This window comes from Ignavigranum ruoffiae (assembly GCF_023195815.2).
Lineage (GTDB): Bacteria > Bacillota > Bacilli > Lactobacillales > Aerococcaceae > Ignavigranum > Ignavigranum ruoffiae.
In genome coordinates this window covers 1,567,000-1,590,182 of the sequence record NZ_CP096206.2, presented here as the reverse complement: position 1 = coordinate 1,590,182, position 23,183 = coordinate 1,567,000, and the positions used below count along the sequence as shown (strand labels likewise).

Here is a 23,183-nt window from a genome sequence, read left to right as displayed (position 1 = left end):
TGATAATTCAGAGTGAGCATATCCATTTAAATCGTCAGATTTTCATATTTTAGAGGAGGTGGCGTTAATGGAATATAAATTAACAGAAAGCTACCAAGACCAATGTATTGAAACAATCAAACGCTGGGTAAGTGTTCCTTCTATTTTAGATGAAGAAGCTGTTTCAACACCTTTTGGTGATGATATTGTCCGTGCTCTTGAACTGGCCTTAGAAACTTGCGAAAACCTTGGCTTTAAGACCTTTATGGATCCTGAAGGATATTATGGCTATGCCGAAATTGGTGAAGGTGAAGAGTTGATGGCCATTCTATGTCACTTGGATGTGGTTCCAGCAGGTGATAAAGCTAAATGGGATTCAGATCCGTTTGTGGCAGAAGTTCGGGATGGCAAAATTTATGGTCGCGGAACTCAAGACGATAAGGGACCATCGGTAGCTGCTTTATATGCGGTGTACGCATTGAAAGAATCTGGCTATAAATTTAATAAACGTGTTCGTTTTATTTTTGGTACAGATGAAGAAACCTTATGGCGCGAAATGAATGTTTATAATGAGAATGAAGAGAAAGCGAACTTTGGATTCGTTCCAGATGCTGATTTCCCATTAACCTATGCTGAAAAAGGTTTATTACAATGTTATTTAGTTGGGCCAGGTAGTCAAGAACTTAATTTGAAGATGGATGGCGCCTTTAATATCGTTCCTGAAGAAGCAACTTACGAAGGTGATAAAGCCGACCAAGTAGCAAAAAATCTTGAGGAACTTGGTTTTGAATATCAAAAAGATGATCATAAAATCAAAACGATTGGTAAATCAATTCACTCCAAAGATGCAGATCAAGGAACAAATGCAATTACACGTTTAGTTGCAGGTCTAAATGGAGTAGAAGATCATGTGGCTTTAGACTTTATCAATAAGTACGTAGGTCAAGATGCAAATGCTAATAATTTATTTGGTAAGATTGGCGATGATATGAGTGGAAATCTTACCATGAATATTGCTAAACTTATAATAAACTCTGAAGAGTCTCGGATTGGCGTGGACTTCCGTATCCCAGTCACTGCCGATAAAGACAAATTAGTTGATACATTGAAGAATGCAATGGCTGAATATGGTTTAGAATATAAGGAACATGACTATCTCGCTTCTCTATATGTTCCAGTAGAAAGTGAACTCATCCAAACCTTGTTAAGTGTTTACCGTGATATGACTGGGGATATGTCTGAACCAATCTCATCTGGTGGAGCTACTTTCGCTAGAACAATGGATAACTGTGTTGCTTTTGGCGCGCGTCGTCCGGACGTACCTGTAACCTATCATGAAGCCAATGAAAACATGCCTTTAACGAATATTTTTGAATGTATGGAAATCTATGCAGAAGCTGTTCGTCGTTTAGCCACTGAAGAATAAAATCATAAAAAAGGAGATAGAATATGGCAAATCGTAAAATTGTAGTCGCACTTGGAGGAAATGCTATTCTTTCTAGCGATCCATCTGCTCAAGCTCAACAAGAAGCGTTAAAACAAACTGCAGAACATTTGGTTAAATTTATCGAAAATGGAGATGACCTAGTCATTACTCATGGTAACGGACCACAAGTAGGTAACTTATTATTACAAAACATTGCTGCAGACTCTGAAAAGAACCCAGCCTTCCCATTGGATACTTTGGTAGCAATGACTGAGGGATCCATTGGCTTCTGGTTACAAAATGCCATGCAAAATGCTTTGAAAGAACGTGGCATTGAAAAAGAAGTTGCTTCGATTGTGACCCAAGTGGTTGTTGATAAAGCTGATCCAGCTTTTGAAAATCCTACAAAACCAATTGGCCCATTCTATACCGAAGAAGAAGCAAAAGCAGAAATGGAAAAATCTAATGCTTCATTTAAAGAAGATGCTGGCCGTGGTTGGCGTAAAGTTGTTCCTTCACCAAAACCAATCAGCATTAAAGAAGCTAAATCTATCCAAAATCTAATCGATGCTGGCCACGTGGTTATTGCTGCTGGTGGTGGTGGCGTTCCAGTTATCGAAGAAGCTGATGGAAAATTACAAGGTGTAGAAGCTGTTATTGATAAAGACTTTGCTTCTCAAGTATTAGCAGAAATGGTGGACGCCGATTTATTCGTTGTTCTAACGGGTGTAGATTATGTTTTTGTTAACTTCAATAAACCAAACCAAGCTAAATTAGAAAAAGTAACTTATGCTGAATTAGAACAATATATTTCTGAAGAACAATTTGCTCCAGGAAGCATGTTACCAAAGATTGAAGCTACTATGAAATTTGTTAAAAACAAACCAGAAAGCCAAGCTGTGGTAACATCTTTAGAAAACTTGCAATCTTTGATTGAAAGTGGAGCCGGAACTGTGATAGAATACCAATAATCATTATTAAAGAATGATGAGGAAAGAGAGTAGGATAAATTCAGCCTGTACAGAAAGTTGGATTGCTGAGAACCAACCTTGACGTTTATTCGAACCGCACTTTCTGATATTAACAAGGTGAACTCAAAGTAGCTTTGTTCGGAGACCTCTTCGTTAACAAGGAAAAGATGATTCCTGGATTTTTTTGGGAGTCAATTAGAGTGGTACCGTGTATGTAAAATACGCCTCTAGCTTAGCTAGGGGCGTATATTTTTATATTAATAAGATTATTGGAGGAATATAGAATGGAGAACAAAAAGTTAATTGTTGAAGCTTTGACGCCAGTGCTGGAAGGACAGATGGAGCCTGAACAAATTGAAAGTTTAATTGAAATACCAAGTAACCCTGAACATGGGGACTTTGCCTTTCCGGTCTTTCAACTTGCAAAGGTATTTCGTAAAGCACCCCAAATGATTGCCAGTGAATTAGTTGAAAAAATCGATGATTCCAACTTTGACAAAGTGGTGGCTGTAGGGCCTTATATTAATTTCTTGGTTAAACGGTCTGTTGTATCGAACCAAGTGCTACATGATGTTCTAGCAGCCGGCGCCAACTATGGAGACGTTGACTTAGGTCACGGTGGGAATGCATGTATCGACATGTCCTCACCAAATATCGCTAAACCAATGTCTATGGGACACTTGCGTTCAACCGTTATTGGCAATTCGATTGCCAATATTTTGGATAAAGTGAATTATAATACGATCAAAATTAACCACTTGGGCGACTGGGGAACTCAATTTGGTAAATTAATCGTAGCCTACAAAAAATGGGGCGATGAGAACGTCGTTAAACAAGATCCGGTCAATGAATTGGTTAAATTATATGTTCAATTCCATGAAGAAGCTGAAACCGATCCAGAATTGGATGATCAAGCTCGGGCGGCCTTTAAGAAATTAGAAGAACACGATCCTGAGATGACTGAACTATGGCAATGGTTCAAGGAAGAATCTTTGAAAGAATTTAACAAGGTCTATGAAATGCTTGACATAGATTTCGATTCTTATAACGGGGAAGCTTTCTATAATGACAAGATGGATCCAGTCATCCAAGAACTTGAGGACAAGGGCATCTCAACGATCGAAAATGGGGCAACAATTGTTCTCTTAGAAGAAGAAAATCTTCCACCTGCTTTAATCAAAAAATCTGACGGTGCTACCTTATACTTAACTCGTGACTTGGCCACCGCCTATTATCGTCATCAAACTTATGATTTTGATCAAAATATTTATGTGGTGGGGAACGAACAAGCTAACCACTTCAAACAATTAAAAGCTGTCTTGAAACGATTGGGTAATGATTGGTCGGATGATATGCATCATATCCCATTCGGCTTGATTACCTTAGAAGGTAAGAAACTATCAACCCGTAAAGGAAAGATTGTTCTTCTAGAAGAAGTCTTGAAAGAAGCCATTGAATTAGCGCTTGAACAAATTAAACAAAAGAATCCAGATTTAGAGAATAAAGAGGAAGTAGCACGTCAAGTAGGTGTTGGTGCGGTAATCTTCCATGATTTGAAATCTGACCGTCTAAATTCTTTTGACTTTAAACTTGATGAAATCGTCCAGTTCGAAGGAGAAACCGGTCCTTATATTCAATATGCTTGTGCCCGGGCGAATACCATCTTAGAAAAATATGGTAAAGAAGTAAATTCAGACCATGTTTGGGAATTGACCGATGCATACAGCTGGGAAATTATTAAGAAACTTTCTCAATATCAAGCAACAGTGATTCAAGCGGCTGAACGTTATGAGCCTTCTGTGATTGCTAAATATGCCATTCAGTTAGCCCAACTTTTCAACCGTTACTATGGTAATACCCGCATCCTTTCTGAAGATGATCAATTAGAAGCACGGATTGCTTTAGTCCAAGCGATCGTTATTGTCTTAAAAGATGCGCTATCTCTACTTGGTATTAAAGCTCCTGAAAATATGTAATTGCTTTGTCACAGCAGAATTCAATCCATCTCATACCCAGACCCAAGTACTTGATTAGCTACTTGGGTCTTTTTTTATGCGTGTCAATATATTGCAGAGCATGTGAAACATTATCCGCCATCGTTGACAGATTAATTTTGGGGTTTCGTACAGATTTTCTAATTGAAGCTAAGCAAAAATTCTTGGCTGATGAAAAATTTAAAGATTTTCCCTGCGTCTGTCAAAAAATCGTCTAATAAAAATCGATTTCTCTTTGTAAATATCGAATTTATCACATTTAGTCTTGAAAATCTTAAGATTAAGATAGATAATGAAGAGGAAGACGATTAAAGGGGTGGTCGATTGGTTAACCGCGATTTTGAAGCTTATTTTGAGTATTTAGAGAGTGAGGAGTTTTTCTTAGGATTTACGCCCGAGGAACTATTAAAAGTCAAACAGTTGTCGGTCATCCACCAATACCGCAAGGGACAAATTATTTATTTTCAGGATGATCCCAAACGCTATTGTTATTTTTTATTAAAAGGTTTTATTCGGTTGGAGCGGACAGATACCGAGGATACTTATATTTATATTGATTATATTAAGGAGAAGAATTTCTTCTCGTATTCCTCCGTTTTAAATTTTGAGCGCTACACCCATTCAGCCTATTCGGTTACCGATGTGGATTTATTATTAATTCCCATGGATTTGATTATTGAGATTATTCGTCAGAACCATAATCAATTATTGTATATGTATTGTAAGCTATCAGAAATCCAAGTTTTTCAAGAAGCACGAATTCAACAAACTGCTATATCTTCTGCTGTGGATCGGGTAATCCAATCTCTCTCCTTATGGATGTTTGATATGGGGCGGATGATTAGGGGGCACATGACTATTCCCTATCCGCTGACAATCTATGAATTAGGTTTAGTGGCAGGAACGACGCGGGAAACAGCCGGCCGTGTCGTTCGTAAGTTAACCAAGGAAGGCAAGGTTAAATTTACCCGTAAACAAGTTATTTTTTATGATGAGGATTATTTCAAGGAGAATGCTAAGTTCTTGCAAGATTTGGGTACTGATTATGCCGGTCAATTGATTGAAATACTGAACTTGGCCTAGAAGATTTGGACAATTTCAGGCCAAGTTATATGGAAGAGAATAAGGAGTTATCCATGCAAGTTGTTGATTTACTAAAAGTCTTAGCCGATGATACCCGTTTACGTGTTTTAATGTTGCTACGTGACCAGCCTTTGTGTGTGAGCCAAATTCAAAAGATATTGGATCTTCCTCAATCCACCCTATCCAAGCACCTAGCAAAGTTGCGGGAAGCCCAATTGGTTAAACCACAAAAAGATGGAAAATTTGTTAAATACCATTTAGTCCATCATTATTTGATGAATGTGCTTCTCTACGATATTTATTATGAAGGCAAAGAAGAAATTTTTGATCAAGATCGGGCGGCTATCGTTGATTTTGAAGATATGTTGACCGCTTGTCAAGAATGCTTAGCTCATGAGAAGACTTCTTCTCAGTAATTTACATAACGATTCTAAATCCAGCGTTCCTTGTGTTCGCTGGATTTTAGTTATTTCCGCTGAAAAAATGTGGCGACTTCCTCAAAGCTACTGATGAATACGTTTCCATATTCGGTACACTATAGATAGTAAAACAAAGGGGGAGACAAGATGTCACAAATTAAAACAGTCGGAGTCGTTGGAGCAGGATCTATGGGATCTGGCATTGCGAACGCATTCGCAATGAATGGATACCAAGTCATCTTGCGCGATATTAAAGAGGAATTCCTACAAGGGGGACTGCAACGGATTGAGAAATTTATGGAGAAATCCGTGCAACGTGGGAAACTTTCTCAAGAGGATAAAGAAGCAACCTTAGGTCGTATCCAAACGACCACCGAATTAGCCGATTTTAAAGCGGTTGATTTCGTGGTCGAAGCTGTCCTTGAAAAGATGGACTTAAAGCAATCCGTCTTCAAAGAATTAGAAGGAATTGTTCGGCCAGAGGTTGTCTTGGCCACCAATACTTCTTCGCTATCGATTACGGAAATTGCTAGTGTCTTAGACAATCCGAGTCGTTTCGCTGGGATGCACTTCTTTAACCCGGCCCAAGTGATGAAATTGGTGGAAGTGATTCATGGCTATGAAACCAGTGAAGAGACCGCTCAAACGGTTCGTGAATTAGCTGAATCGATTGGTAAAGAAGTCGTGACCGTGAAGAAAGATTCACCCGGCTTTATCGTCAACCGGATTATGATTCCACAATTTATTGAAGCGATCAAAGTTTTAGAAGAAGGGATTGCTTCGGTCGAAGATATTGATAAGGCGATGAAATATGGCTTGAATCACCCAATGGGTGCTTTTGAACTGCAAGACTATGCGGGTGTGGATATCGGTTACTATGTGATGGAATACTTCGCGAAAGAATTTGGCGAATCTCGTTGGACGCCACCAACCACCTTGAAGAACTTAGTTCGTGCTGGCCGCATTGGTCGCAAGGTTGGGAAAGGTTACTACGATTACGATAAGAAATAAGGAAAGAATCAAATAAGGGGGACATCATCGATGACAGATTCAGTAGTATTATATGAAGAGAAAAATCAGATTGCCTATATTACGATTAACCGACCAAAGGCCTTGAATGCCATTAACCACGATGTAATTGCTGGACTTGAGCAAGCCTTTAAACAAGCCAGCGATGACGATTCGGTAAAAGGGATTGTCATCCAAGGATCTGGTGAGAAAGCCTTTGTTGCCGGAGCAGATTTGAAATTCTTTGTTGAGAATGTAAAGGCTAAGACCGTTGATAAAATTGTTGATTTTACCCGTCAAGGTCATGAGTTACTAAGAGCTTTAGAAACATCGAAAAAACCAACGATTGCGATCGTGGATGGTTTATCACTAGGTGGGGGTTCTGAATTAGCTTTAGCTTGCCAATATATTATTGCTACCGATAAGGGATCTTTTGGTTTCCCAGAAAGTGGTCTAGGAATCTATCCTGGATATGGTGGTTTACTTAGAACGAATAAATTTGTCGGACCTGAGCTTACTAAATATTATGGCTTAACTGGTGAGAATATATCCGCAGCGGATGCTTCTGAAATGGGTATCGTCGATGCACTGGTTCCAGCCGATGAAGTAGAAAAGACGATTGAAAAATTAGTCGCTCAAGGCGTTCCAGCTGACAAATACCAAGCTCATCCACTTGCTGATAAATATCAAGAAATGGTTACAGCCTTTAAAGCTGAGAATATCGAGCAAACACTCGCTGGCCAAGCGGTTGAAGGCGTGAGTCCGGAATTTGCAGCTAAAGTGGCAAAGAAAGTTGGCTATAAGAGTCCGAATTCAGTCAAGGTCATTCAAGAATTAGTGGATGCTCAAACACCTGCGTCAATCGATGAAGGGATTCAGATTGAACTCGGTCAACTTTCATCCATGTTCGGTAATCCAGAAGCTGAAGAAGGCTTAAATGCGGTAATTGAAGGCCGTCGTCCAGACTTTTCAGCTTTTAAATAAATGTACTATTCTATAGAGTATCCTTCCTCAAGATTACTCAAACGTTTGCTTAGACGTTTGGGTAATCTTTTTTAGAGATTCTTCATATCATATATCTTGATATAATCAGTTAGAGTGAGATAATAATAATGAGATTATTATGAGTGGAGGTGATGCCTTGGAAGAGAATGTCTTTATTCATGAAATGGAAGAGCATTTGCGAGGCCTATCTCGGCAATTAATGCGCTTAGATACAACCGATGCTATCTTAAAACACCTGTCCAAATTAATTATGGACACCATGAATGCAGATGTTGTGTTTATAATGAATAAAAATGAGAACCGGTTAGAACTGCATTCAAGTATTGGGATGAAGAATCCCCCGTTAAAGATTGTGCCGATTAATTTGACGACAATCAGTCCGCAGATTCTTAATCATAGTACGCGAGGCGACAATGAAGTTTATCAAGATACTTTGTTCGAATTATATATCGAAAAATTCGGCATTCAAGATTGGTTCTCGATTCCGATTCGTGACGAGGATTCGCTTTATGGGCTCTGTTTTGTTGGTTATTATGAGCCAACCAAACTCTATGGCCAATTGAAAGAGGCTTTTGATGAGTTAGGAAATTATGTGGCCATGTCGATTAACCTGATTCGTAAGGGCGAGCAACGAGCTGAGCGATTGTTGACTTTCCAAGCCGATAATTTACAAGGTACCGATCTAGATCGGTTAGTTGAAGAAGTCGTCTATCATATTGGTAAAGAAACCCATTGTAAGAAAGTGGGGATCTACTTATTTAATCAGGATAAAAGTAATCTGGTGCTCCAGCGGCCAACCTATCAGGGGGTCAGTCTCAAAGCAAAAATTGTCACCACTGCCTCGAATTTTATTAAGGACGTTCTGCCGCGGGTAGAAGAAGTTGGCTATTTCCGGATTACCATTCCCATCCATTTAGATATGGAAATGATTGGCGTCATTTTTGCTCAGAAAGATTATGATGATTTCTTCAATCATGATGATTATGACTTGCTGACCATGTATAGTAATTATTTTGCCACGATTTATGAGAACCATCAGTTGATTCATAATGAGCAACAACGGCAAATGGATTTAGAGATGCTGTTACGGATTCAACAAAAACTGATTAAAGGGACAGTAGACACGAATGATATACGTTCTACCAATCAAATGGTTGGTCGCTTGATTAATGGGATGGTCTTGTTGTTCGATCAGTATATGAATTTGGTCGACGATTATATTCCCAAAGGGCGACATCTTAGTAAGGACAAAATCCGTCAGGCTAGTCAGGAAATTCGTGATCAGGTTAATCTTAATCGTAAGGCCTTTACCATGACAGTCAATGATCGTCATGTTTTCCAAGTCAATGCGATTGATGATGGTATCGATCATTATGGCTTTTTAGCCATTGAAAAAGCTGTATTTTATCAGAATGATCTGGATAAAGTAGCCTGGAATATGTTGAATAATATTTATTCGGTTCAGTTTATCAAGAAACAGATTGAATGGTCGTCCAAGGAAGAGGTTAAAGAGTCTTTTATCCAGAAATTACTCTCGACCAATATTGAATCGATGACGCCAATCCTTGAATTTGCGGCCATGCATCAATGGGATATTTCGAAACCGTATTATGTGGTAGTGATTGCGACCAGTTCAGCGGTCAATGACTTTGAGAATTTAATGACATTGCGCAGCCAATATATTACCCTACAAAAAGCCTTAGCCAATCATTATCGTTCAATTGTATCTAGCCGAATCGATAACAAACTCGTTTGTTTTGTTCCACAGAACCTAGTCAAGGGTGATTTTTGGTCAGATTTCCAAGACTATATTAATCAGCATATGGACCAAGCGGTGTATATCGGCATTGGTGGTTTGACTGATCAGAGTGATTCTTATTATCGACATTATCAACGAGCCTTACAGACGATTATGGTCTTAGATCAGTCGAGTGATTTTGAACAGAAGAATATGGCGCACTTTGACGATCTGGGTTCCTATACTTTATTAAAAGAATTAGAGAACTTACCGATTGCCCGGATGTTTGTCAATACTTATTTGCGGAACATCTATCTACAATCTCAAAATCAGACGATCAATTATTACGAAACTTTGAAATCTTATGTCTTTAACGGGGGGCAGATTCAAGAAACAGCTAACGAACTTTTTCTTCATCGGTCGACCTTGACTTACCGCTTAGATAAGGTACGAGAACTCGTCCATACAGATATTGATAATAGTAAGGAACGCTTTAATTATATTTTGGCCTATAAATTAGTCGATTTAATGGGCTATGAAGTATTTGAACAAAATTAATAGCAATCAGTTAAATTGAGTGAACCATGATGAGTGACATGCCAACCATCATGGTTCATTTTTTTGTCAACTTTTTTGAGTGAGGCAGAAGGACAGCCAATAATCAATTAATCAGGGCTCGTTCATGGAAGTTTCTTAGGATAATAAAAGGATGAGTTAAAGATCGTTGGCTATTTTCGAAGGGTATAGAATATTTTCCGCATTTATAGTGATAGAAAATTGGCTTCGAAATTTTTTAGTTATTTCCGCTGAAAAAAAGTGGCGACTTCCTCAAAGCTACTGATGAATACGTTTCCATATTGGGTACACTATAGATAGTAAAACAAAGGGGGAGACAAGATGTCACAAATAAAAACAGTCGGAGTCGTTGGAGCAGGATCTATGGGATCTGGCATTGCGAACGCGTTCGCAATGAATGGATACCAAGTCATCTTGCGCGATATTAAAGAGGAATTCCTACAAGGGGGACTGCAACGGATTGAGAAATTTATGGAGAAATCCGTGCAACGTGGGAAACTTTCTCAAGAGGATAAAGAAGCAACCTTAGGTCGTATCCAAACGACCACCGAATTAGCCGATTTTAAAGAGGTTGATTTCGTGGTCGAAGCTGTCCTTGAAAAGATGGACTTAAAGCAATCCGTCTTCAAAGAATTAGAAGGAATTGTTCGGCCAGAGGTTGTCTTAGCCACCAATACTTCTTCGCTATCGATTACGGAAATTGCCAGTGTCTTAGACAATCCAAGTCGTTTCGCTGGGATGCACTTCTTTAACCCGGCGCAAGTGATGAAATTGGTGGAAGTGATTCATGGCTATGAAACCAGTGAAGAGACCGCTCAAACGGTTCGTGAATTAGCCGAATCGATTGGTAAAGAAGTCGTGACCGTGAAGAAAGATTCACCCGGCTTTATCGTCAACCGGATTATGATTCCACAATTTATTGAAGCGATCAAAGTTTTAGAAGAAGGGATTGCTTCGGTCGAAGATATTGATAAGGCGATGAAATATGGCTTGAATCACCCAATGGGTGCTTTTGAACTGCAAGACTATGCGGGTGTGGATATCGGTTACTATGTGATGGAATACTTCGCGAAAGAATTTGGCGAATCTCGTTGGACACCACCAACCACCTTGAAGAATTTAGTTCGTGCTGGCCGCATTGGTCGCAAGGTTGGGAAGGGTTACTACGACTACGATAAGAAATAAGGAAAGAATTAAATAAGGGGGACAAACAAAATGGTCAAAGAATCTTATGCAGATAAACAATTTCAGAGTGGTGAGAAATTCTTCTATTCTGACTTATACAATTTCGCAGCCGACCTGACTGAAGGGGAGAAAGAGGTCCTAAGCGAACTTGAACGTGTATTGAAAGAAGATGTCTATCCAACTCTGGATGATGCTTGGGACAAGGCTGAAGTACCGTTAGAAGCGTTCTTGAAGATTATGGACGTTGGCTTAATGGATAATCCTAAATTATTAGAAGGCCGGGAAAATGGACGCATCTCCGAATTATTCCGTGGTTTCCGTGCTTATACCTGTGCCAAAACAGATCCAGTAGCTGGAACATTCGTGACGGCAAATGCTGGACTGTTCCATGAGTGTGTACGTTTAGGGGGTAGCCAAGAACAAATCGACGAAATTATGCCTGGTGTCTTGTCCTATGAACGACCAGGGGTACTGGCAATGACTGAACCAGATCACGGATCTGATATCGCAGGTGGTTTAGCTTCAACAGCCCGCCGTGAAGGTGATACTTGGATTCTTAATGGTCATAAGAAATGGATTGGTGGCGGAACATTAGCTCATTGGCATGCTTTCTTCGCCCGTGATGTCGATGACCAACAAGTGAAGATGTTCTTTGTTGAACGTGAAAGTGAAGGGGTAACCACCTTTGTAACGCCACAAAAAGCTTTCTTCCGTCATATGCCAAATGCCGAAATTATCTATGAAAATGTACGCGTTTCCGAAAAATATCGGGCGCAAAATGTTAATTCTTGGAAAGATTGCGCCAAGATCTTAAGAAACACACGTTCAGATGTGGCTTGGTTATTAGCAGGGGCAACTGCTGGAGCTTTTGAAGCTGCCTTGAAATACACGCGTGAACGTTTAGCTTTTGATAAACCTGTCGCAAGTTTCCAATTAATTCAAGAGAAATTAGCCCGGATGGCGATGAATGCTCAAGCGACCCTAGCCCTATCAGTGAAATTGGCCAAGGCTCAAGAAGCCGGCATCTATTCTGAAGAAGCTTCTTCAATGGCCAAAATGCACAATGGCTTAAGAGCCCGTGAGAATGCGGCCTTAGCTCGTGAAGTATGTGGCGGTAATGGTATCTTATTAATGCATGATGTACCAAGATTTATGGCAGATATTGAGGGTATGTATACTTATGAAGGAACGCATGAAGTCAATTCCCTAATCATTGGTCGTTACTATACCGGTTTAGGTGCCTTTGTTTAAGAGTTCATTTATTCGTAACCATGTTAGAAGCGCAAATATAAAGAGAGAAGGAAATAAATATGCAATATAGAGATGAAGATGTCGTCATCGTTGGTGGCGCTCGAACCCCAGTCGGAAGTTTCTTAGGTGGTTTGAAGACAGTGACCGAAGCAGAACTTGGTGTGATTGCCTTAGAAGAAGCGTTAAAACGATCCGGTGTCGCTAAAGAAGAAGTAGAAGAAGTCATCGTCGGACATGTAACAGGTAGTCAAACGTCTAACAACTTGGGAAATATCATTGGGATCGACGCCGGACTCCCTCACACTTCTACTGGAATGACCATCAACCGTATCTGTGGTTCAGGTTTCCAATCTTTAGTATCTGCCGTTCAACAAATTAAGTTAGGCGACAATGAAGTCGTGGCGGCGGGCGGTGTCGAATCCTTATCACGTGCACCATTCTATTTACCGATTGAATCACGTTACCAAGGATTGAAAATGGGTAATTTCAAATTGATTGATGCCAACTTAGCAGGACATGCATCAGCCAGTGGTACAGATTCCGGAGTCAACCACATGGGAAATACGGCAGAAAATGTGGTCCGTCACTTGAACTTAAGTCGCGAAAGCCAAGACCAATTTGCTTATGATTCACAAATGAAGGCTAAGAATGCGATTGAAAAGGGTTATTTTGCTGAAGAAATCGTCCCTGTTGAAGTCCCTGGTCGTAAAGGACAAGTCACTGTCGTTGATCAGGATGAATTCCCTAAGCCTAATACAACCTTGGAAAGTTTAGCTAAACTTAAACCAGTTTTTGAGAAAGATGGGACCGTTACTGCCGGAAATGCCTCAGGCTTAAATGATGGGGGAGCATTCTCAATTGTTACGACCGCTTCGTATGCGGAAAAGAATAACCTAACCGTTTGGGCTAAGGTGCTTGACTATAATATTTCTGGTGTGGATCCAAAAATTATGGGCTTAGGCCCCGTGCCAGCGATTAAGAAATTGCTTGAACGCAATCATCTCGATCTGCAAAAAGATATTGGTATTCTGGAAATTAATGAAGCCTTTGCTGCTCAACAAGTCGGTTGCTTAGTAGAATTAGGTATTGATATGAATTCAGACTGGTATAAGAACCAATTTAACCCGCAAGGAGGCGGAGTTTCATTAGGTCACCCACTTGGTATGTCTGGTGCCCGTATTACCGTATCACTGCTTTATCAAATGAAACGTCATCCTGAATACAAATATGTGATTGGATCAGCTTGTATCGGTGGCGGTATGGGAATTGCTGTATTGTTTGAGAATGGGTTCTACCAAGGAGCCTAGACGGACGATTTCAAGTTGAAGGGTTCCTTTGTGGCCACGGGAAGACTTCCTTTGAATTCTGACAACAAAGAAGAAGTAAAGGAAGATGTATATGGAATATATAGGGGTTATTGGCATATTTATTGCGATTGCGACCATTATTTTTCTAACGGTGAAACGCTTAAATATTGTTATTGCGGCACCCTTAGCAACATTGATTGTTGTATTAGCCAATCAGATGAATGTCTTTGAGGCTTATTTAGGAGAATATCCCTCTTATATGACTGGATTAGCTGGCTTCTTGATAAAGAATTTCGCTATATTTCTGCTGGGAGCCATTCTAGCCCAATATATGGAGAAATCGCGAGCAACGATAGCGATTGCCAATTATGTCTTAGAACGGGTAGGTACTGAGCATAAATTTAGAGTGATGGTCGCTTTTATGGCCATTGCTGCTGTCTTGACTTACGGAGGCATCAGTTTATTTGTGGTCATGTTTGCCCTCGTTCCCTTGGCACGACCAATTTTCAAACGGATGGATTTAAATTGGGCGCTACTACCTATTCCCTTATTTATGGGGATGGCGACCTTTACCATGTCGACGTTGCCGGGAGCACCTTCGGTTCAGAATGCGGTTCCGACGACCTATTTAGGAACGTCTTTAACCGCTGCTCCAGGCTTAAGTTTGGTCGGGACCTTAGTGATTATGAGCTATGGTTTAGCTTATATGTATATCATGTTAAGACGGAGTTTGTCCAAAGGGGAAACATTCTATACTTATTTAGAAAAGCGCAAGGATCCGACAAGACCGATTGAAGAAGATTATGATATTGATCCAGCCGATTTACCGTCGATTGGGATTGCTATTATTCCCATTATTGTGCTCATCGCCATTAATTTAATATTTAGTCAGGTGGCTAACATCATTCTCTTAGCTTTATCAACGGCCATCCTTTTAGCGGCTATCTTATATCGCGATTATATTCCTAGCAATCAAGAATTATTAAATAATGGATCCGTCGGTGCGGTAAGCTCGGCTTTCGCCACCTCATCTTCGGTAGCTTTTGGCACTGTACTGACTTCAGCGGCCGGCTTTAGTCTGATTCAATCGGCCTTAATGTCGCTGTCGAATAATCCACTAATTGGTCTTTCATTGGCAACCGGTTTACTCGGGGGAATAACCGGATCAGCTTCTGGAGCGATTGGGATTGTAATGGGGAGCTTTGGTCAGCAATACATTGAGATGGGCATTCATCCTGAATTGCTTCATCGTATTGCGACCGTTGCTTCAGCCATTATTACGGTCGTGCCCCATTCTGGGGTGACGATTACTTTTGAAAGTTTATCGGGTACCCGTTTCAAAGAGACCTTTTGGCATCAATTTTTTGTGGTCAATGGGGGCCATATTGTGACGTTAATTGTTTTATTGTTAGTATCGTCTTTATTCTATTAAATGAAATTTAAGGGGGAAAATGAGATGGCTGAAAAACCAGTTATTTCTAGAATTGAAGCAGCCAAACTGCTCAAAGATGGAGATACATTAGCAACGGCTACTTTTGGTTTAGGGGGCTTGCCAGAAGATTTATTAGTCGGCTTAAAAGAACGTTATGAAGAAGAACAACATCCTAAAGATATCTCAATTATGTGGTCTTGTGGAATCGGTAATAATCAACCAGGCCGTGGAGCAGACCATTTATTAGCGGATGGCTTAGTTAAGCGAATTATTGCTGGACACGTGGGTTCTTCGCCAGGTATGGTTGAGGCAATTGTGGATAATAAATATGAAACCTATCTGTTTCCACAAGGTGTATTTACCCAATGGTATCGAGCCATTGCCGGTAAAAAACCTTATCTCACACAAGTTGGTTTACAGACCTTTGTCGATCCTCGATTAGATGGAGCCAAATCGACACCCAAAACGACTGAAGAATTAATTAAGGTGGTTAATATTGATGACCGAGATTGGCTACAGTTTCCACAGATGGATATCGATGTAGCTTTCATTCGCGGCACCACAGCCGATGTGAATGGAAATATCTCCGTCGAACATGAAACTTGTAAGTTGGAACAACTTGAATTAGCGATGGCAACCCATAACTCTGGTGGAGTCGTCGTTGCTCAGGTCAAATACCTTGCTGAAGGTAAGTCGATCGATCCGAAGTCGATTCTCGTTCCAGGTGGTTTAGTCGATTATATCGTAGTAGCGGATCCGGAATATCATTATCAGACCATGGGAACCTTCTATAGTCCAGAAATTTCCAACCAAGTGCGTAAGTCAGTGAAAGATGCTAAACCAGTGAAGTTCAGCACTCGTAAGATTATTGCCCGTCGGGCAGCCATGGAACTGAAACCTCAATCGATTGTCAACCTAGGGATTGGTACTCCAGATATGGTGGCCCATGTCGCGCAGGAAGAAGGGGTCAATGACGAGTATCAAGTAACTCTAGAAATGGGTATTTGGGGAGGAACGCCTACTGGTGGATTAGACTTTGGCGGCTCATACAATTCAGATGCGCAAATTCCGATGGCCAACCAATTTGATTTCTATGATGGTGGGGGTCTAGACCTCGCAGTATTAGGGATTGGTGAAATTGATCAATACGGAAATAATAATGTGACCAAATTTGGACCTAAAGTTCCGGGACCGGGTGGCTTCATTAATATCTCGCAAAATACTAAGGATATTGTTTTTGTGGGTACTTTCACTATTGGCTCTAAAGCCCATGTTGAAGACGGTAAGTTAGTCATCACAGATCAAGGTAAGGGGCCAAAATTTGTTAAACAAGTAGAACAAGTTTCTTTCTCCGGTAAATATGCGGCAGAGAATGAACAAAGAGTTCTCTATGTAACCGAACGGGCTGTCTTTGACTTATATCAAGGACAAATTCGTTTGATTGAATTAGCGCCTGGTGTTGATTTACAGAAAGATATTCTCGATTTGATGGAATTTGAACCTCTTATCGCCGAAGATCTTAAAGAAATGAATCCGGATATCTTCAAGGAAGAGTGGGGTGGTTTGAAAGAAATTATTCAAGCCAAGAAGCTCCAAGAAGAAGAGATCATTTAAGTCTTGAAAAATAACGAGAAACCTTGACGCCCTTAGGGCGTCTTTTTTTATGTGAATGGGTCTTGAAAACAAGAACGTTTGTTCGTATAATTAAGAGGCGAGGGGGGGATTTCATGGAAACTAAGCTATTAAATCAATCGGTTCAGCCCATTCAACAAGATGGTGACGAGATGGCCGCGGTAATATTACGGGCATACAAAGATCAATATCGTGTTTGTTTAACGTTAAATCCAACGTGTATCGATTATGAGGGCTATATTACTAAGTTAAGTCATCAGGCTATTTGTTTGGGACAACGGTGGATTGCACGAGAAAGTATTCGATGTATAGAATTTATTTAAGAGGCGATGAAGATGTTTGAAATTTTCGAGGATTTATATCGACAAGCTGAAAGAAATGTTAAAGAGGATAAATATGTTTTAGCCATAGTTAAATTATGTCTATTAATGGACTTGGCGGTGCGTTATGATTATCATCAACTATCAGAAGCGACCTATTTGCAATGGCTTGAGGATCAGTTTGGCCAGCAATCTTATAATAATCTGACGACGAGTATTTTGAAGATAAGAAATCATATGCTGCAAGGTCATCCTTTTAACGCGGAAGATAACTTGCCGATTATCAGTTTAAGGAAGCAGCCAGTAATTTTTAAGGCCTTACTAGACCATCAGGAGCATTCTTTTATCCATCTAGCCTACCTCAGTCAGATTTTATTAGATCACTTACTCCTTTGGCTAAAGAAAATTCCACGAGATGAAGTTCATCAACTATTCGATATCAAGCAAGGTCTGATTTATGGGGACCAACAAATACTCATTACAAATAAAAAATAACTTGACCTTTCATAAAATTATGTTAAACTCTTTAAATAGTAATAATTACTTTTAAAAAAGGAGTTTAATATGGCTAAAAAAGCAAAAATAGAAAAATATAAAAAACAAGTCGCTATGGTCGATCGCTATCGTGAACGTCGTCAGGCTCTAAAAGAAGCAGGAGACTACGCCGCTTTAGCAAAATTACCACGAGATTCTAGTCCAGTTCGTCTTCATCGTCGTGACGGGATTGATGGCCGACCTCGAGGTTATATGCGCAAATTTGATATGTCTCGGGTTAATTTCCGTCAACTGGCGGCTAAGGGTCTGATTCCTGGAGTTAAGAAAGCATCTTGGTAGAAATAGAAAGGAAGAGTTTGATGAAAGAAAGTTTAGGAGCAGCCTATCGTCAATTACATAGTCCTAATATCAAAACACGTAAACGAGCAAAGAAAATCATTCAAGACTATAAACGAAACCAAAAAGCTAAACTCTCAGCTTAATATCAGCCTAGGGTAGGATGTCCAAGATTCTCTCCTTTCTTATAATTATTTTAAGAGAAAGGGGGAGACAGGATGAATTTACTTGCTAATCTCATTTGGTTAATTTTTGGCGGATTGTTTGATGCGCTGGCTTGGTTTATTATTGGCTTACTTTGGTCGTTAACGATTATTGGTTTGCCCATCGGTATCCAATGTTTTAAGTTAGCCCGTCTACATTGCTGGCCCTTTGGCAAACGAGTAATCTATAGTCCTCAAGTTTCTTCACTGATCTTAAATATTCTTTGGCTTTGTTTCGGCGGAATTCCAATGGCACTGGCTGAATTAGCGAGCGGAGTTATTCTGTGTCTTACGATTATTGGCATTCCCTTTGGTATCCAACAATTTAAATTATCCGTCCTGGCCTTAATGCCATTCGGAGCAAAAGTGGTTCGGAGTTCTGAATATTATGTCGCTGTTGAGCGTGGATAAAATATAAATATTAGCTTGAACTGGTGTCCTTATAGGGGACATCAGTTTTTCTTTGCTCAAAAATGTATTGATATAGATTTGTAATGTTTGTGACAATAATGTAATAATATTTTGAGCTATTTTCTTCGAATTCATGATAAGATAAGCATGCAAAGGCTTTATTACTTAGGTTTGATTATGACATATAAAGGGGAAGAATCATGGTTAAGAATGGTAAGAAATTAGGAAGTGCTAGCTGGGTCACGATGTCGATGGCTTTGTTAGCCTCACTTTCTGCGGGAGCCCTGTCTCAAGTAGCAGCTGAAGAATTAGCAACAGACACCTATGCGGTAACAGATTCTAATTATACCGTGCAAGCTGGAGACGGCTTATATCGTATTGCTATAAATCATGGCATGAGTCTGGAAGAATTAAAAGCTTTAAATGGTTTATCATCTAATTTTATTTATCCAGGTCAAGTTCTACGCGTATCTACGGGAAATGCACCGGTAGAAACGACGGATCAGGAAGAAACAAATGTGACAGAAGAAACGACCAATAATTCATTCGAACAAAGTGAATCGGCTCAACTTAGTGAAGCTCAAACACTGCAACCCTTAACTCAGAGACAAAATAATGGAACTTATACGGTTAAAGCGGGTGAATGGGTTAATAAGATAGCTCAAGACCATGGTATTACGGCAGACCAGTTGCGCCAATGGAATAATCTAAAATCAGATTTGATCCACCCAGGTCAAGTCCTAGTTGTAAGTCAAGGAACTACTACTCCGACCCAACCCAAACCAGCACAACCTAAAGCAAGTCAACCAGGTAGCAACACTCAACCGTCTAAAACTTATACTGTCAAAGCAGGCGAATGGGTTAATAAGATAGCTCAAGACCATGGTATTACGGCAGACCAACTACGTCAATGGAACAATCTGAAATCAGATTTGATCCACCCAGGTCAAGTCCTAGTGGTAAGTCAAGGAAGCACTACTCCGACCCAACCCAAACCAGCTCAACCCAAACCAAGCCAGCCTGGTACAAGCACTCAACCGTCTAAAACTTATACCGTAAAAGCAGGGGAATGGGTTAATAAGATTGCTCAACAACATGGTATTACGGCAGACCAGTTGCGCCAATGGAATAATCTGAAATCAGACTTAATCCATCCAGGCCAAGTCTTAATTGTCAGTCCTGGCACCAACAATACACCAAGCCAACCCAAACCAGCTCAACCTAAGCCAAGCCAGCCTGGTACAAGCACTCAGCCGTCTAAAACTTATACTGTTAAGGCAGGGGAATGGGTTAATAAGATTGCTCAACAACATGGCATCACTGCGGACCAACTACGCCAATGGAATAATCTAAAATCAGACTTAATCCATCCAGGTCAAGTCTTAATCGTCAGTCCGGGTACAAGTAATACACCAAGCCAACCCAAACCAGCTCAACCAAGCCCAAGCCAACCTTCAGGATCCTATGTGGGAACGAACTTGTCACGAGTAAATTATGGGGTTCAAGCTGGGGATACCCTTTATACGATTGCAAAGAATTTTGGTGTAACCCCTGAAGCAATTCGTCAAGCGAATGGTGGACTGAGTCGTTTGTATGTAGGACAAACCATTATCATCCCAAATGTGCAAGTAGTACCGATGAGTCATTCTCGGAGTTTCGATGGTAAGCGAGTGGTTTGGCTAGATGCCGGACACGGAGGCAATGATTCCGGTACACATACTGTTTCCGGACAAATCTATGAGAAAGATATGAACTTGAATTTGGACAATCAATTAACACGTATTCTCGAAGATATGGGTTATATTGTGCGTCGAACACGTACAGATGATTCTTCTTATGATTTTAGAACAGAACGGTCTCGTATGGTTAATGGATCTGATGCGGATATCTTTATTTCCCTTCACCATAATGCGATGCCAACGCCTTCAACTACCGGAATTGTATCTTTCTATTATGAATATGAAGACGGTTATAAACCTGTCATAAATGGTTCTCTTCATAATGATGGTATGCGGATTGCCAATAGTGCCCATTTAACGAATTTGATCCACAATAATTTGATTAGTACGGATCACCGCTTCTTCCCGAATAATCCAGCACGTAATCATGGGGTACAGTCAGCATCTTATGCTGTGTTACGTGAAACTAAGGTTCCGGCTGCCTTACTTGAATTTGGTTTCGTAGATACTTGGAATGACTTTAATAAGTTAGTTGATAAAAATTATCAAAATCAAATCATGCATGCGGTGGCTCGCGGTATCGATACTTACTTTAATACTGTCTTTAGCAAGAAATAACAATAAATTTATTTACTAAATAGAAACATGCTGGGTCTAAAAGACTCAGCATGTTTTTTGAAGAATAACATATAAAAACGACTAGGGAACATCACTAACCTAGTCGTTTTTTGCGAATAATTGTTGTATTTATCAGGGGAGTCGGATGAAGGGCCTCCCCTTTAGTATCGTAGTTTAAATGATTTTAGAGCTAGGGGTAATGAGATAGCCTAGCGAATAGATGCGAAAGCTTGAGCCCAAAGTAGAACATCTTCAAAAAGGGCTTTAATTGAGTTAGCGTGATAATCTGCTGGTTGGAAGTCAGACATGTTCTTAAAGTCTGTCATCAATGAGAAGGTTGCTTGAGAGGCAACAGTAGCTAATTTCAAATTCGCCAAGACTGGACGTAAGCCAAAGGCGGCAGAAGCGCCCAATTGTCCTCCATAAGAAGCAATACCTGCGGCTTTATTGTTCCATTCATGATATAAGCTATCCAAAGCATTTTTTAAACTTGGGCTGGTAGCACGGTTATATTCAGGCGTTACAAAGATATACCCATCGAATTCTTGAATTTTTTCAGAGAAGCGTTTCACATTAGGGTGGTTACGTTCAGTAGTAAATGCCGGTGGTAAAGCTTCATTTAGAATCGGTAGGTCATATTCTTTGATATCTACTAATTCAAAAGTATGATCAGCAAAATTTTCTTGAGCGAATTTTAATAAATATTCAGCAACTTGTAAGTTTACCCGGGTATCACGAGTAGACCCGGTTACAATAGCAATTTTAGACATTGATACATCCTCCTAGGTGTTAATTTATATTACGATGATAATTATATCGAATTCGAACTAAATAGCAAGCGATAAATTTATCTATTAGTAAAAATTATAGAAAATAATATTATTGCTAAATATCTCTAAGTAAAACTTGTAGAAAAAATGGAAAATAATCCAATTTTTCAAGGCGAATGGCTATCATAAATCTAGTCAATGGCTTATAATGAAGATAGATAATAATGAATGTCTAGGGAGTGAGCTTTATGCGAGTGATTCGAATGCTTTCGTCTATCTTCGAAACCTCATCAGTATCTCTATCGTTATTATCTGCAACTTGGCTACCTGTGAAATTAGGTGGTCCTACATTGCTATCGACAAAATTAGCACCCATTCCTTGAGAATGTGGTGTTTTTTTGTGGTTCTAATCTCTTAGACGGAAGCGGTACGAAAGGAGTTGAAGTGGATTGATTTTGACCAATTATTCTATTAAAAAGAAAGGTTAAGGTGATCCATATGCCTTGTGCAGTATCTCGTGACTAGGCCGTAACCTAGAGAAATTATAAAAATTGAGAGGACCTAGCAGTGATAGGAAATCTCCTGCTGTTAGGTCCATTTTTTATTTGAGATCTGATGCCTAAACAAAATAGGAGGGAATCAATGCATAAACATTCTGAGTACAATTTATCCACAGCATTCGACCGGATCATGATGTTGAAGTTGATAAGATATCCTATCTGTACCCAGAGCTCCTTTGCAATTATTAAACCTTTAAATTTATTAATGAATTTGAAACTAGCAAAACCTCCTTCTAACTGTGTGTCTGTGCAAATTCTTTGAAAAATGGTGCTTTCCCCGCTAAAATAAACTCATAATTAATCATGATGAGGAGGAAGAACCATGACCGTTGAAAATCAAGTCTATTTCGATGCCTATGATTCTTTAGCAGAAGTGAAAGTGCTTGAAGACGTGATGAGACAAAATGGTCTCCCTGTCAATGCGCTTCATTTATACGCTGATGATGAATTTATCAAGGACAAAGAATGGACTACCCGTCTCGCTGGGATTAGTGAAGCATCGAATCTTATTGGTTACAAATTAGCTGACCAAGCAAAGAATATTATCGTTGGTATTGATGAATGTCACCAAGATAAGTTCCCCAATCTGAAATTCGCCATGGAACAAGCATTGAATCAGCCGGGTTCTTCTTCAGACCTTGATGAAGGTCATGAATTAGAAAGTTTTGAACAAGATTTACGCGACCAAGAACCTGATGTACCCCCTGAAGAATTCGGTGTAAATCAGGATAATTATTAGGCAAATTATAAATTAAAGGCTCTCATTTTCTATCACAATCAAGAAA

The 23,183-nt window shown here is 39.8% G+C and carries 21 protein-coding genes and 1 other annotated feature; of the genes, 20 read left to right on the top strand and 1 reads right to left on the bottom strand.

All coding sequences use genetic code 11. The features are described from left to right. The first annotated feature begins 67 nt into the window (after positions 1 to 67). From M0R79_RS07495 to M0R79_RS07405, 19 genes are all read left to right on the top strand, one after another. On the top strand, positions 68 to 1,405 hold the full coding sequence (locus tag M0R79_RS07495) for a M20 family metallopeptidase (protein ID WP_248415782.1): 1,338 nt from the start codon (positions 68 to 70) through the stop codon (positions 1,403 to 1,405). A gap of 23 nt (positions 1,406 to 1,428) precedes the next feature. Further along, positions 1,429 to 2,376, top strand: a complete 948-nt coding sequence (gene arcC / locus M0R79_RS07490) for a carbamate kinase (RefSeq protein ID WP_248415783.1) — start codon at positions 1,429 to 1,431, stop codon at positions 2,374 to 2,376. A 7-nt stretch (positions 2,377 to 2,383) separates the two neighbouring features. After that, positions 2,384 to 2,608 (top strand) — a binding site (T-box leader). Between the two features lie 52 nt (positions 2,609 to 2,660). Next, positions 2,661 to 4,352: an arginine--tRNA ligase gene (argS, locus tag M0R79_RS07485; RefSeq protein ID WP_248415784.1), complete on the top strand. Its 1,692-nt coding sequence runs from the start codon at positions 2,661 to 2,663 to the stop codon at positions 4,350 to 4,352. Positions 4,353 to 4,694: 342 nt separating this feature from the next. After that, positions 4,695 to 5,453: a Crp/Fnr family transcriptional regulator gene (locus M0R79_RS07480; protein ID WP_248415785.1), complete on the top strand. Its 759-nt coding sequence runs from the start codon at positions 4,695 to 4,697 to the stop codon at positions 5,451 to 5,453. A 29-nt stretch (positions 5,454 to 5,482) separates the two neighbouring features. Next, positions 5,483 to 5,869, top strand: coding sequence for an ArsR/SmtB family transcription factor (locus tag M0R79_RS07475; RefSeq protein ID WP_259560459.1), 387 nt, complete (start codon positions 5,483 to 5,485; stop codon positions 5,867 to 5,869). A 150-nt stretch (positions 5,870 to 6,019) separates the two neighbouring features. After that, positions 6,020 to 6,883 carry a 3-hydroxyacyl-CoA dehydrogenase family protein gene (locus M0R79_RS07470; RefSeq protein ID WP_248415787.1) on the top strand — a complete coding sequence of 288 codons (864 nt, stop codon included), beginning with the start codon at positions 6,020 to 6,022 and terminating at the stop codon, positions 6,881 to 6,883. Between the two features lie 30 nt (positions 6,884 to 6,913). Beyond that, a complete protein-coding gene (locus M0R79_RS07465) occupies positions 6,914 to 7,864 on the top strand; it encodes an enoyl-CoA hydratase/isomerase family protein (RefSeq protein ID WP_248415788.1) in 951 nt (316 codons plus the stop codon). Between the two features lie 157 nt (positions 7,865 to 8,021). Then, positions 8,022 to 10,181 carry a helix-turn-helix domain-containing protein gene (locus M0R79_RS07460; RefSeq protein ID WP_248415789.1) on the top strand — a complete coding sequence of 720 codons (2,160 nt, stop codon included), beginning with the start codon at positions 8,022 to 8,024 and terminating at the stop codon, positions 10,179 to 10,181. Between the two features lie 339 nt (positions 10,182 to 10,520). Beyond that, the gene (locus tag M0R79_RS07455; protein WP_248415790.1) at positions 10,521 to 11,384 is read left to right on the top strand and encodes a 3-hydroxyacyl-CoA dehydrogenase family protein; all 864 of its coding nucleotides are present in this window, start codon (positions 10,521 to 10,523) and stop codon (positions 11,382 to 11,384) included. 30 nt (positions 11,385 to 11,414) lie between these two features. Further along, positions 11,415 to 12,635 carry an acyl-CoA dehydrogenase family protein gene (locus M0R79_RS07450; protein WP_092571939.1) on the top strand — a complete coding sequence of 407 codons (1,221 nt, stop codon included), beginning with the start codon at positions 11,415 to 11,417 and terminating at the stop codon, positions 12,633 to 12,635. A 59-nt stretch (positions 12,636 to 12,694) separates the two neighbouring features. Further along, on the top strand, positions 12,695 to 13,942 hold the full coding sequence (locus tag M0R79_RS07445; RefSeq protein ID WP_248415791.1) for a thiolase family protein: 1,248 nt from the start codon (positions 12,695 to 12,697) through the stop codon (positions 13,940 to 13,942). A gap of 91 nt (positions 13,943 to 14,033) precedes the next feature. Continuing rightward, on the top strand, positions 14,034 to 15,374 hold the full coding sequence (locus tag M0R79_RS07440) for a GntP family permease (RefSeq protein ID WP_248415792.1): 1,341 nt from the start codon (positions 14,034 to 14,036) through the stop codon (positions 15,372 to 15,374). Between the two features lie 24 nt (positions 15,375 to 15,398). After that, complete coding sequence (locus tag M0R79_RS07435) at positions 15,399 to 16,988, top strand: acyl CoA:acetate/3-ketoacid CoA transferase (protein ID WP_248415793.1); 1,590 nt, start codon at positions 15,399 to 15,401, stop codon at positions 16,986 to 16,988. Positions 16,989 to 17,101: 113 nt separating this feature from the next. After that, positions 17,102 to 17,329 carry a hypothetical protein gene (locus tag M0R79_RS07430; RefSeq protein WP_248415794.1) on the top strand — a complete coding sequence of 76 codons (228 nt, stop codon included), beginning with the start codon at positions 17,102 to 17,104 and terminating at the stop codon, positions 17,327 to 17,329. 12 nt (positions 17,330 to 17,341) lie between these two features. Then, complete coding sequence (locus tag M0R79_RS07425) at positions 17,342 to 17,821, top strand: hypothetical protein (RefSeq protein ID WP_248415795.1); 480 nt, start codon at positions 17,342 to 17,344, stop codon at positions 17,819 to 17,821. Positions 17,822 to 17,890: 69 nt separating this feature from the next. Further along, positions 17,891 to 18,160 (top strand): 30S ribosomal protein S14, encoded by a 270-nt coding sequence (gene rpsN / locus M0R79_RS07420; protein ID WP_092571945.1) that lies wholly within the window; start codon positions 17,891 to 17,893, stop codon positions 18,158 to 18,160. Positions 18,161 to 18,180: 20 nt separating this feature from the next. Next, the gene (locus M0R79_RS07415; protein ID WP_159428871.1) at positions 18,181 to 18,303 is read left to right on the top strand and encodes a putative metal homeostasis protein; all 123 of its coding nucleotides are present in this window, start codon (positions 18,181 to 18,183) and stop codon (positions 18,301 to 18,303) included. 72 nt (positions 18,304 to 18,375) lie between these two features. After that, on the top strand, positions 18,376 to 18,771 hold the full coding sequence (locus M0R79_RS07410; protein ID WP_248415796.1) for a YccF domain-containing protein: 396 nt from the start codon (positions 18,376 to 18,378) through the stop codon (positions 18,769 to 18,771). A gap of 200 nt (positions 18,772 to 18,971) precedes the next feature. Next, positions 18,972 to 21,068: a LysM peptidoglycan-binding domain-containing protein gene (locus tag M0R79_RS07405; RefSeq protein WP_248415797.1), complete on the top strand. Its 2,097-nt coding sequence runs from the start codon at positions 18,972 to 18,974 to the stop codon at positions 21,066 to 21,068. Positions 21,069 to 21,277: 209 nt separating this feature from the next. Here M0R79_RS07405 and M0R79_RS07400 read toward each other — a convergent pair whose 3' ends face one another. Continuing rightward, positions 21,278 to 21,838, bottom strand: a complete 561-nt coding sequence (locus tag M0R79_RS07400; protein WP_092571953.1) for an NADPH-dependent FMN reductase — start codon at positions 21,836 to 21,838, stop codon at positions 21,278 to 21,280. Positions 21,839 to 22,720: 882 nt separating this feature from the next. On the opposite strand from M0R79_RS07400, the gene M0R79_RS07395 reads away from it, so the two are divergent. Continuing rightward, a complete protein-coding gene (locus M0R79_RS07395; RefSeq protein WP_248415798.1) occupies positions 22,721 to 23,137 on the top strand; it encodes a hypothetical protein in 417 nt (138 codons plus the stop codon). Positions 23,138 to 23,183: the final 46 nt, after the last annotated feature.

What these genes read in the sequence shown, in the direction of transcription:
- M0R79_RS07475 (WP_259560459.1), top strand. Translation starts at nt 5,483, where the DNA reads ATGGAAGAGAATAAGGAGTTATCCATGCAAGTTGTTGATTTACTAAAA.
- M0R79_RS07470 (WP_248415787.1), top strand. Translation starts at nt 6,020, where the DNA reads ATGTCACAAATTAAAACAGTCGGAGTCGTTGGAGCAGGATCTATGGGA.
- M0R79_RS07430 (WP_248415794.1), top strand. Translation starts at nt 17,102, where the DNA reads ATGGAAACTAAGCTATTAAATCAATCGGTTCAGCCCATTCAACAAGAT.
- rpsN (WP_092571945.1), top strand. Translation starts at nt 17,891, where the DNA reads ATGGCTAAAAAAGCAAAAATAGAAAAATATAAAAAACAAGTCGCTATG.
- M0R79_RS07450 (WP_092571939.1), top strand. Translation starts at nt 11,415, where the DNA reads ATGGTCAAAGAATCTTATGCAGATAAACAATTTCAGAGTGGTGAGAAA.
- M0R79_RS07415 (WP_159428871.1), top strand. Translation starts at nt 18,181, where the DNA reads ATGAAAGAAAGTTTAGGAGCAGCCTATCGTCAATTACATAGTCCTAAT.
- M0R79_RS07410 (WP_248415796.1), top strand. Translation starts at nt 18,376, where the DNA reads ATGAATTTACTTGCTAATCTCATTTGGTTAATTTTTGGCGGATTGTTT.
- M0R79_RS07495 (WP_248415782.1), top strand. Translation starts at nt 68, where the DNA reads ATGGAATATAAATTAACAGAAAGCTACCAAGACCAATGTATTGAAACA.
- M0R79_RS07395 (WP_248415798.1), top strand. Translation starts at nt 22,721, where the DNA reads ATGACCGTTGAAAATCAAGTCTATTTCGATGCCTATGATTCTTTAGCA.
- M0R79_RS07445 (WP_248415791.1), top strand. Translation starts at nt 12,695, where the DNA reads ATGCAATATAGAGATGAAGATGTCGTCATCGTTGGTGGCGCTCGAACC.
- M0R79_RS07440 (WP_248415792.1), top strand. Translation starts at nt 14,034, where the DNA reads ATGGAATATATAGGGGTTATTGGCATATTTATTGCGATTGCGACCATT.
- arcC (WP_248415783.1), top strand. Translation starts at nt 1,429, where the DNA reads ATGGCAAATCGTAAAATTGTAGTCGCACTTGGAGGAAATGCTATTCTT.
- M0R79_RS07400 (WP_092571953.1), bottom strand. Translation starts at nt 21,838, where the DNA reads ATGTCTAAAATTGCTATTGTAACCGGGTCTACTCGTGATACCCGGGTA.
- M0R79_RS07465 (WP_248415788.1), top strand. Translation starts at nt 6,914, where the DNA reads ATGACAGATTCAGTAGTATTATATGAAGAGAAAAATCAGATTGCCTAT.
- argS (WP_248415784.1), top strand. Translation starts at nt 2,661, where the DNA reads ATGGAGAACAAAAAGTTAATTGTTGAAGCTTTGACGCCAGTGCTGGAA.
- M0R79_RS07455 (WP_248415790.1), top strand. Translation starts at nt 10,521, where the DNA reads ATGTCACAAATAAAAACAGTCGGAGTCGTTGGAGCAGGATCTATGGGA.
- M0R79_RS07405 (WP_248415797.1), top strand. Translation starts at nt 18,972, where the DNA reads ATGGTTAAGAATGGTAAGAAATTAGGAAGTGCTAGCTGGGTCACGATG.
- M0R79_RS07435 (WP_248415793.1), top strand. Translation starts at nt 15,399, where the DNA reads ATGGCTGAAAAACCAGTTATTTCTAGAATTGAAGCAGCCAAACTGCTC.
- M0R79_RS07425 (WP_248415795.1), top strand. Translation starts at nt 17,342, where the DNA reads ATGTTTGAAATTTTCGAGGATTTATATCGACAAGCTGAAAGAAATGTT.